The organism is Pseudoalteromonas sp. Isolate3 (assembly GCF_022398505.1).
Classification (GTDB): domain Bacteria; phylum Pseudomonadota; class Gammaproteobacteria; order Enterobacterales; family Alteromonadaceae; genus Pseudoalteromonas; species Pseudoalteromonas apostichopi.
In genome coordinates this window covers 1-6,201 of sequence record NZ_JAKEVN010000163.1, presented here as the reverse complement: position 1 = coordinate 6,201, position 6,201 = coordinate 1, and the positions used below count along the sequence as shown (strand labels likewise).

At 37.6% G+C, this 6,201-nt stretch carries 8 protein-coding genes; 5 read left to right on the top strand and 3 right to left on the bottom strand.

Going from position 1 to position 6,201, the window contains the following annotated elements:
- Positions 1–53 precede the first annotated feature (53 nt).
- From astE to seqA, 3 genes are all read right to left on the bottom strand, one after another.
- Positions 54–1,109 carry a succinylglutamate desuccinylase gene (astE, locus tag L1D46_RS19325; RefSeq protein WP_239978063.1) on the bottom strand — a complete coding sequence of 352 codons (1,056 nt, stop codon included), beginning with the start codon at positions 1,107–1,109 and terminating at the stop codon, positions 54–56.
- Positions 1,110–1,188: 79 nt separating this feature from the next.
- On the bottom strand, positions 1,189–2,826 hold the full coding sequence (gene pgm, locus L1D46_RS19320; RefSeq protein WP_239978062.1) for a phosphoglucomutase (alpha-D-glucose-1,6-bisphosphate-dependent): 1,638 nt from the start codon (positions 2,824–2,826) through the stop codon (positions 1,189–1,191).
- A gap of 16 nt (positions 2,827–2,842) precedes the next feature.
- Positions 2,843–3,445 (bottom strand): replication initiation negative regulator SeqA, encoded by a 603-nt coding sequence (gene seqA, locus L1D46_RS19315; protein WP_167657707.1) that lies wholly within the window; start codon positions 3,443–3,445, stop codon positions 2,843–2,845.
- Positions 3,446–3,576: 131 nt separating this feature from the next.
- Between seqA and L1D46_RS19310 the strand changes: the two genes are divergently transcribed.
- The 5 genes from L1D46_RS19310 (at position 3,577) to fur (ending at position 6,119) form a co-directional block, all read left to right on the top strand.
- Positions 3,577–4,341, top strand: coding sequence for an alpha/beta fold hydrolase (locus tag L1D46_RS19310; RefSeq protein WP_167657708.1), 765 nt, complete (start codon positions 3,577–3,579; stop codon positions 4,339–4,341).
- 99 nt (positions 4,342–4,440) lie between these two features.
- Positions 4,441–4,662, top strand: coding sequence for a DUF2788 domain-containing protein (locus L1D46_RS19305; RefSeq protein ID WP_036968243.1), 222 nt, complete (start codon positions 4,441–4,443; stop codon positions 4,660–4,662).
- A gap of 2 nt (positions 4,663–4,664) precedes the next feature.
- Positions 4,665–4,943, top strand: coding sequence for a LexA regulated protein (gene ybfE / locus L1D46_RS19300; protein ID WP_004586673.1), 279 nt, complete (start codon positions 4,665–4,667; stop codon positions 4,941–4,943).
- Positions 4,944–4,957: 14 nt separating this feature from the next.
- Positions 4,958–5,485, top strand: coding sequence for a flavodoxin FldA (gene fldA / locus L1D46_RS19295; RefSeq protein WP_130051554.1), 528 nt, complete (start codon positions 4,958–4,960; stop codon positions 5,483–5,485).
- A 190-nt stretch (positions 5,486–5,675) separates the two neighbouring features.
- Complete coding sequence (gene fur, locus L1D46_RS19290) at positions 5,676–6,119, top strand: ferric iron uptake transcriptional regulator (protein WP_130051555.1); 444 nt, start codon at positions 5,676–5,678, stop codon at positions 6,117–6,119.
- Positions 6,120–6,201 lie beyond the last annotated feature (82 nt).

Here is a 6,201-nt window from a genome sequence, read left to right as displayed (position 1 = left end):
TTCTTTATTATCATATAGTTAACTAAAAATCGGCGGGTGATAATGCAGAGATTTTAAATAAAGTTGCTATCAACTTGCATTGGTACAACTGTAAGTAAAGCACGTTGACCTAAGGCTACATCAGCATTTGGGAAGATAATAGCTTCGCCGTCCACTTCCGCTTCATATCTGGTCTGACCATCAGTTGCTAATAAATCCCCCTTTGCAAAACCGGTGAAATTTTCGACATCATCAGCAAATGGGAAACTAAAATCTTCGCAAGTACGGTTTATTGTTCTATAAACTGAAAACAACTCAAAATCCCCTGCATTAAATTCTTTGTAATTAACAGTTTCCTGACTAATTAATGCAATTAATGTTTGTTTGGTTTTCTCAAATCGTGACATATCATTTTCGCCAAATGGCTTTACTTGACCAAGCTCTACGGTAAATGAATCAGCACCATGTACAAACGATGAGTAGTAGCTAAAAGTTGTTGCCGCTGATTTCATCATTAATACAGTGTTTACACCACAGCTAAGTAAGAATTGCAGCTGTGATTTTTTCCAAGGTTTACCATGTAAGAATGGATACACAGCGAACTTTTCATTTTTAGAGCCTCGAATTGCAGTATGTAGGTCATAATGAAAACGTTCACTACCTTGGTTGCCTCTTGCAAAGAAATCAGAAACTACATCTTCAAGTAGCTTTGCACGAACTCGCTCAGGATTTGAATCAACCCCCTCAACAGTGTGATGACCATTAAATAAACGATTTAAGTTTTCATCAACAAAGCGTTTACCGATATTTATCGATTTTGGATTACCAAAAATAAACAATACACGCTGTTTAAGTACAAGTTCTTGTGTAATGATTGCCTTGATTAATTGGTCACAGATTTCAATTGGTGCTGTTTCGTTACCGTGCACCGCACTCGAAAGTACAATATCTTTGTTTGTTTGCTCTTTTGGTTGAAACTCTATGATGCCAGTATCGTGAACTGTAACATCAGTGCCGTTTTCAAGGTTAAAAACACAAGAATCTAGTGAAAATTCATTGTTTCGGGTTAGTGTTAAAAAGTCGCCAGTACTTTTTAATTTTTGGAGATATGAAGGAGTTGAATAGCTCATAGTTCTATCCTAAAAATACGTGAGAGTAGAATACAAAAACGGCTGAGAATCTCAGCCGTTTTAAAGGGTAAAAAAGAATTTAGCTAATTACTGAATCAACCAGCTTTTTCGCTTCTTTTTCTAATAATGCTAGATGCTCTTCACCTTTGAATGATTCAAGGTAAATTTTATAAATGTCTTCAGTGCCCGATGGACGAGCAGCGAACCAACCGTTTTCGGTAACAACCTTCAAACCACCAATAGCCGCATTATTACCCGGTGCATGGGTTAGCTTCTGTGTAATTGCATCGCCTGCTAACGTGTTTGCTTTTACATCGTCTGCTGATAACGCTTTTAAACGTGATTTTTGCTGCGCATCAGCGGGGGCATCAATACGCTTGTAAATAGGTGCACCGAACTCTTGTTCAAGCTCTTTATAAAGCTGTGACGGTGTTTTACCCGTTACCGCTAAAATCTCAGCAGCTAGTAAGCCTAAAATAAAGCCATCTTTATCAGTGTTCCACACGGTACCATCGAAGCGTAAAAAAGACGCCCCTGCACTTTCTTCACCACCAAAAGCGAGAGTACCTTTGCTTAGACCTTCAACAAACCATTTAAAGCCTACAGGTACTTCTTTTACTTCACGGTTATTTCGAGTAACCACTTTATCAATCATGCCGCTAGATACTAGGGTTTTGCCAATAGCAACATCTTTTGACCAGTTACGGTTATTTAATAAATAGTCAATTGCAACTGCTAAAAAGTGATTTGGGTTCATTAAACCATCAGGTGTCACTATACCGTGACGGTCGTAATCTGGGTCATTTCCAATACCGATATCATAGTCATCTTTTAGCGCAATAAGGTTAGTCATTGCATAAGGAGATGAACAATCCATACGAATTTTGCCATCTTTATCTAAAGGCATGAACGAGAACGTTGGATCAACAGACTTATTTACGACCGTTATGTCTAAATTATATTTTTCTGCAATTACAGGCCAAAAATTGATACCTGAACCACCTAAAGGATCCACACCTATTTTGATTTTTGCATCGCTGATTGCTTTTAAATTAACGATGTTAACTAAATCATCTACGTATGGTGTAATTAAATCTTGGTACTTAATAAAGCCCGAGCGTGATGCTTTAGCATAAGGGAATAACTCTACTTCAACTAAATCTTCTAAAAGTAATTGATTCGCTCTGTCTTCAATCCATTTAGTCACATCAGTGTCAGCAGGGCCACCGTTTGGTGGGTTGTATTTAAAGCCACCGTCTTCTGGCGGGTTATGTGAAGGTGTTACAACAATCCCATCTGCTAATTCATTTGGGTTTTCTTTATTATGACAAACAACAGCATGACTGATTACAGGAGTTGGTGTGTAATCATCATTTTCTTGTGCGATGACTTGTACTTCGTTTGCAACAAGTACTTCAATTGCAGAGTTAAAAGCGGCTTCACTCAATGCATGGGTATCTTTACCAAGGAATAGTGGGCCAAAAATGTTATTTTCTTTACGGTAATCACAAATTGCTTGTGTGATCGCTAAAATATGCGATTCATTAAATTTTACATCGAACGAACAACCACGATGGCCAGAAGTACCAAAAGCAACACAGTGCTCTGGATTTTGTTCCAGATCAGGTTCATTTAAGTAATAAGCCGAGATCAGTTTTGGTACATTCACTAAGCTTGATTGCGGTGCAGGTTTACCTGCATCAGGATGAATCGCCATATTATTTCCTTATGGATTATAAGTAATCACGAATTTTTTCTGCTTCATCCGCGCTATAGCCTAAGCACAGTGCCACTTCGTGAAGCATCATTTTTTTTCTGGTTGTATTTGAATTTGTCATCACCCAATACTCAGTATCAGTGATATTTTTTGGATTCATGCTGCTACCGCTTTCAAGAAGTGCTTCTTTGCTTGTAGCAAAATAAACACGGTCACGGCCTTTAATTTCAAGTACGTTAGCAAAATCTTTCTTATGCGTTCTGTATAAAGCAGCAAGTATAAATAAGAATCGACCAACAACACCTTTTTGCATTGCTAGCTCTTCTTTGTTTAATACATTAAACACATTACCTTTCACTTGTGTCGATGCTGTGACAGTTTCAGCAGCCTCGTCAACATTTTCGTCGCTTGGTTCGAGACTTGATTCTTGTTTTGCTTCTTCTTTTACTTCAACAACTGGGTGTTCTTGTTCAGTTTTAGTAGTTGTTTCAACTGGGGCATTGGCGCCATCAGAGAGGTTTAATAAACGACGTAAAATGGTTGATGCACTTTCACCAATACTTTGCGTGTTGCTTGCAATGTATTGATATAACTCGTCGTCTATGTCGATTTTTTTCATGTTATTCCTGTCTTTACGGGTCACATTTTAAAAGTTCTCAATGATTATACCTAAGCTCGCAGCAATTCTCTATGTTTTGCATTTTGTAATTTCACTAGGCAAAATACTGCCATTAAAATTAGGAGTTGAAAATGCTATTAAACTACCAACAATTGGGTCAAGGTTCAGACGTTGTATTGATCCATGGTTTGTTTGGCTCGCTTGAAAACCTCAATGTAATTGCAAAAGCCTTAGCTGAAAATTACCGGGTTACCAATATTGATTTACGTAACCACGGTAGATCTTTTCACAGTGATACAATGAATTATCACGCAATGGCTAATGATGTTAGTGAATTACTAAAACATTTAAATATAAGTAAGGCTCACATCATTGGGCATTCAATGGGTGGTAAAGTTGCCATGCAATTAGCACTTAATCATCCGTCGCTCATCGATAAACTTGTGGTGTTAGACATTTCTCCTGTTGCCAATGCCCCCCGTCATAGCGCTATTTTTTCAGGCCTCAATGAGGTGGCAGAGTCAAATGTAACTGATAGAAAAACCGCTGATGAGATTCTTGCAAAACACATTGATGAGATGGGTGTCCGTCAGTTTTTATTGAAAAGTTTTGCTAAGAATGACGAAGGCAAATACCAATGGCGCTTTAATTTAGCGGTTTTATATCAGCAGTATGAAAATATTTTAGCGCGAGTTGGTGAAAATGATTCTTGTTTATGTGATACTTTGTTCATCAAAGGTAATGATTCAGATTACATTTTAGCTGAGCATCGACCCGCAATTATGGCTTTATTTCCTAATGCTAAAGCAAAAATTATTCATGGTGCAGGTCATTGGCTACATGCGCAAAAACCACTTGCCGTTAATAAAGCAATCAGTGATTTTTTAGCACAATAATTGCGCTGATAAAATTCGCTGTTTTTGATCGTGCGCACTAAATTATTACAAATTTTTGTGCTATAGTACGCGCCGTTTAATTTAAAGGTTTATACGTTGATGGTCAGTCAGTTAATTAACGAATTTGATACCTTAGGGTTGTATTTTGGCTTAGCTGGTATTTTCTTTTTTATTGGAATGGCAATTCAAGATGTCCTTAAAAAAGGTGATGTACCACGATTTGGCCGATACATCGTTTGGTTAGTGCTATTTTTAGGCTGTTCTGGGTTTATAGCGAAAGGGCTTATTCAAGTCTTCTGGCAAGGCGCAGGTGTGGGCTAGACATGGCAAAGTCAGAAACAGATAGAACAACACCCGATTTATTTGAATACGAAAAACGTCCAGGTAGACCTAAAACGAATCCCCTACCTCGTGACATGCAATTAAAAGTAAATAAACGTAATCAAATAAAGCGAGATAAAGCACGTGGTTTAAAGCGTGTAGAATTTAAGGTTTCATCACAGTTATATCAAGCATTAAGCGATATGGCAGATGCGCAGAATATTAGCCGTAGCGCGTTGATTGAAACAATTTTACAAGAAAGATTGGCTATTGATAGATAGAAGGTTTTAAATCCATGTCAAGCGTAGGTATTTTTTTCGGAAGTGACACAGGCAATACTGAACACGTAGCTAAAATGATTCAAAAGGAATTAGGTAAAAAGCTAGTTGCAGTTCATGACATTGCAAAAAGTTCAAAAGAAGAGATTGCTGAATTCGATTTATTGTTATTCGGTATTCCAACTTGGTACTACGGTGAAGCTCAATGTGACTGGGATGACTTCTTCCCTGAATTAGAAGAAGTTGACTTTGAAGGTAAACTAGTAGCTATCTTCGGCTGCGGTGACCAAGAAGACTATGCTGAATACTTCTTAGATGCAATGGGTATGATCAACGATATCGTAACTGAGCGTGGTGCAATCGTTGTTGGTCATTGGTCTACAGAAGGTTATGACTTTGAAGCATCAAAAGCTCTTATAGATGACAGCAATTTTGTTGGCTTAGGTATTGATGAAGACCGTCAACCAGAACTTACAGAAAAGCGTGTTAAAGACTGGTGTGCTCAGGTTTATGAAGAAATGTGTTTAGCAGAACTTGCTGATTAATAACAAGTACTACTCGCATTTACTAGCTGATGTAAAGATGCACAACCAGTTCATTTTTGTTCAAAAAAACAGCAACAAGACGAATTGTTCTTTGCACTTAGTAACTAGGCACGTTATTCTAACAGTTGCTAATGTGTCGTGTGCATCTTAATGATGCCTAGTATAACTAAATAAAATTGAGACAGATTGAATGACTGATCACAACTTGGAATTAAAAAAAGCAGGGTTAAAAGTAACACTGCCTCGTATTAAAATTTTAGAGATTTTACAATCTCCAGACAACCAACACATCAGCGCTGAAGATGTCTATAAAATTCTTTTAGACAAAGGCGAAGAGATTGGTCTTGCAACTGTCTACCGTGTTCTAAATCAATTTGATGATGCAGGTATTGTATCTCGCCACCACTTCGAAGGCGGAAAATCAGTATTTGAATTATCGGGTAGCACTCACCATGATCATTTAGTTTGCCTTAAATGTGGTAAGGTTGTTGAGTTTGAAGACGACACTATCGAACGTCGTCAAGAAGAGATCGCCAAAGAGAATGGCATCAAACTAACAAACCACTCTCTTTACCTATACGGTGAATGTGAAGACACTGCTGCGTGTAAAGAATTCGCTGAATCAAATAGCTAATTGAGTATTAAATTCAGACATAAAAAAACCTGCTTAGAAGCAGGTTTTTTTATGTCTGAATAGCAACTCGTTTAATTAAGTA

Coding starts and splice junctions, on each gene's coding strand:
- astE (WP_239978063.1), bottom strand. CDS start 1,109: ATGAGCTATTCAACTCCTTCATATCTCCAAAAATTAAAAAGTACTGGC.
- pgm (WP_239978062.1), bottom strand. CDS start 2,826: ATGGCGATTCATCCTGATGCAGGTAAACCTGCACCGCAATCAAGCTTA.
- seqA (WP_167657707.1), bottom strand. CDS start 3,445: ATGAAAAAAATCGACATAGACGACGAGTTATATCAATACATTGCAAGC.
- L1D46_RS19310 (WP_167657708.1), top strand. CDS start 3,577: ATGCTATTAAACTACCAACAATTGGGTCAAGGTTCAGACGTTGTATTG.
- L1D46_RS19305 (WP_036968243.1), top strand. CDS start 4,441: ATGGTCAGTCAGTTAATTAACGAATTTGATACCTTAGGGTTGTATTTT.
- ybfE (WP_004586673.1), top strand. CDS start 4,665: ATGGCAAAGTCAGAAACAGATAGAACAACACCCGATTTATTTGAATAC.
- fldA (WP_130051554.1), top strand. CDS start 4,958: ATGTCAAGCGTAGGTATTTTTTTCGGAAGTGACACAGGCAATACTGAA.
- fur (WP_130051555.1), top strand. CDS start 5,676: ATGACTGATCACAACTTGGAATTAAAAAAAGCAGGGTTAAAAGTAACA.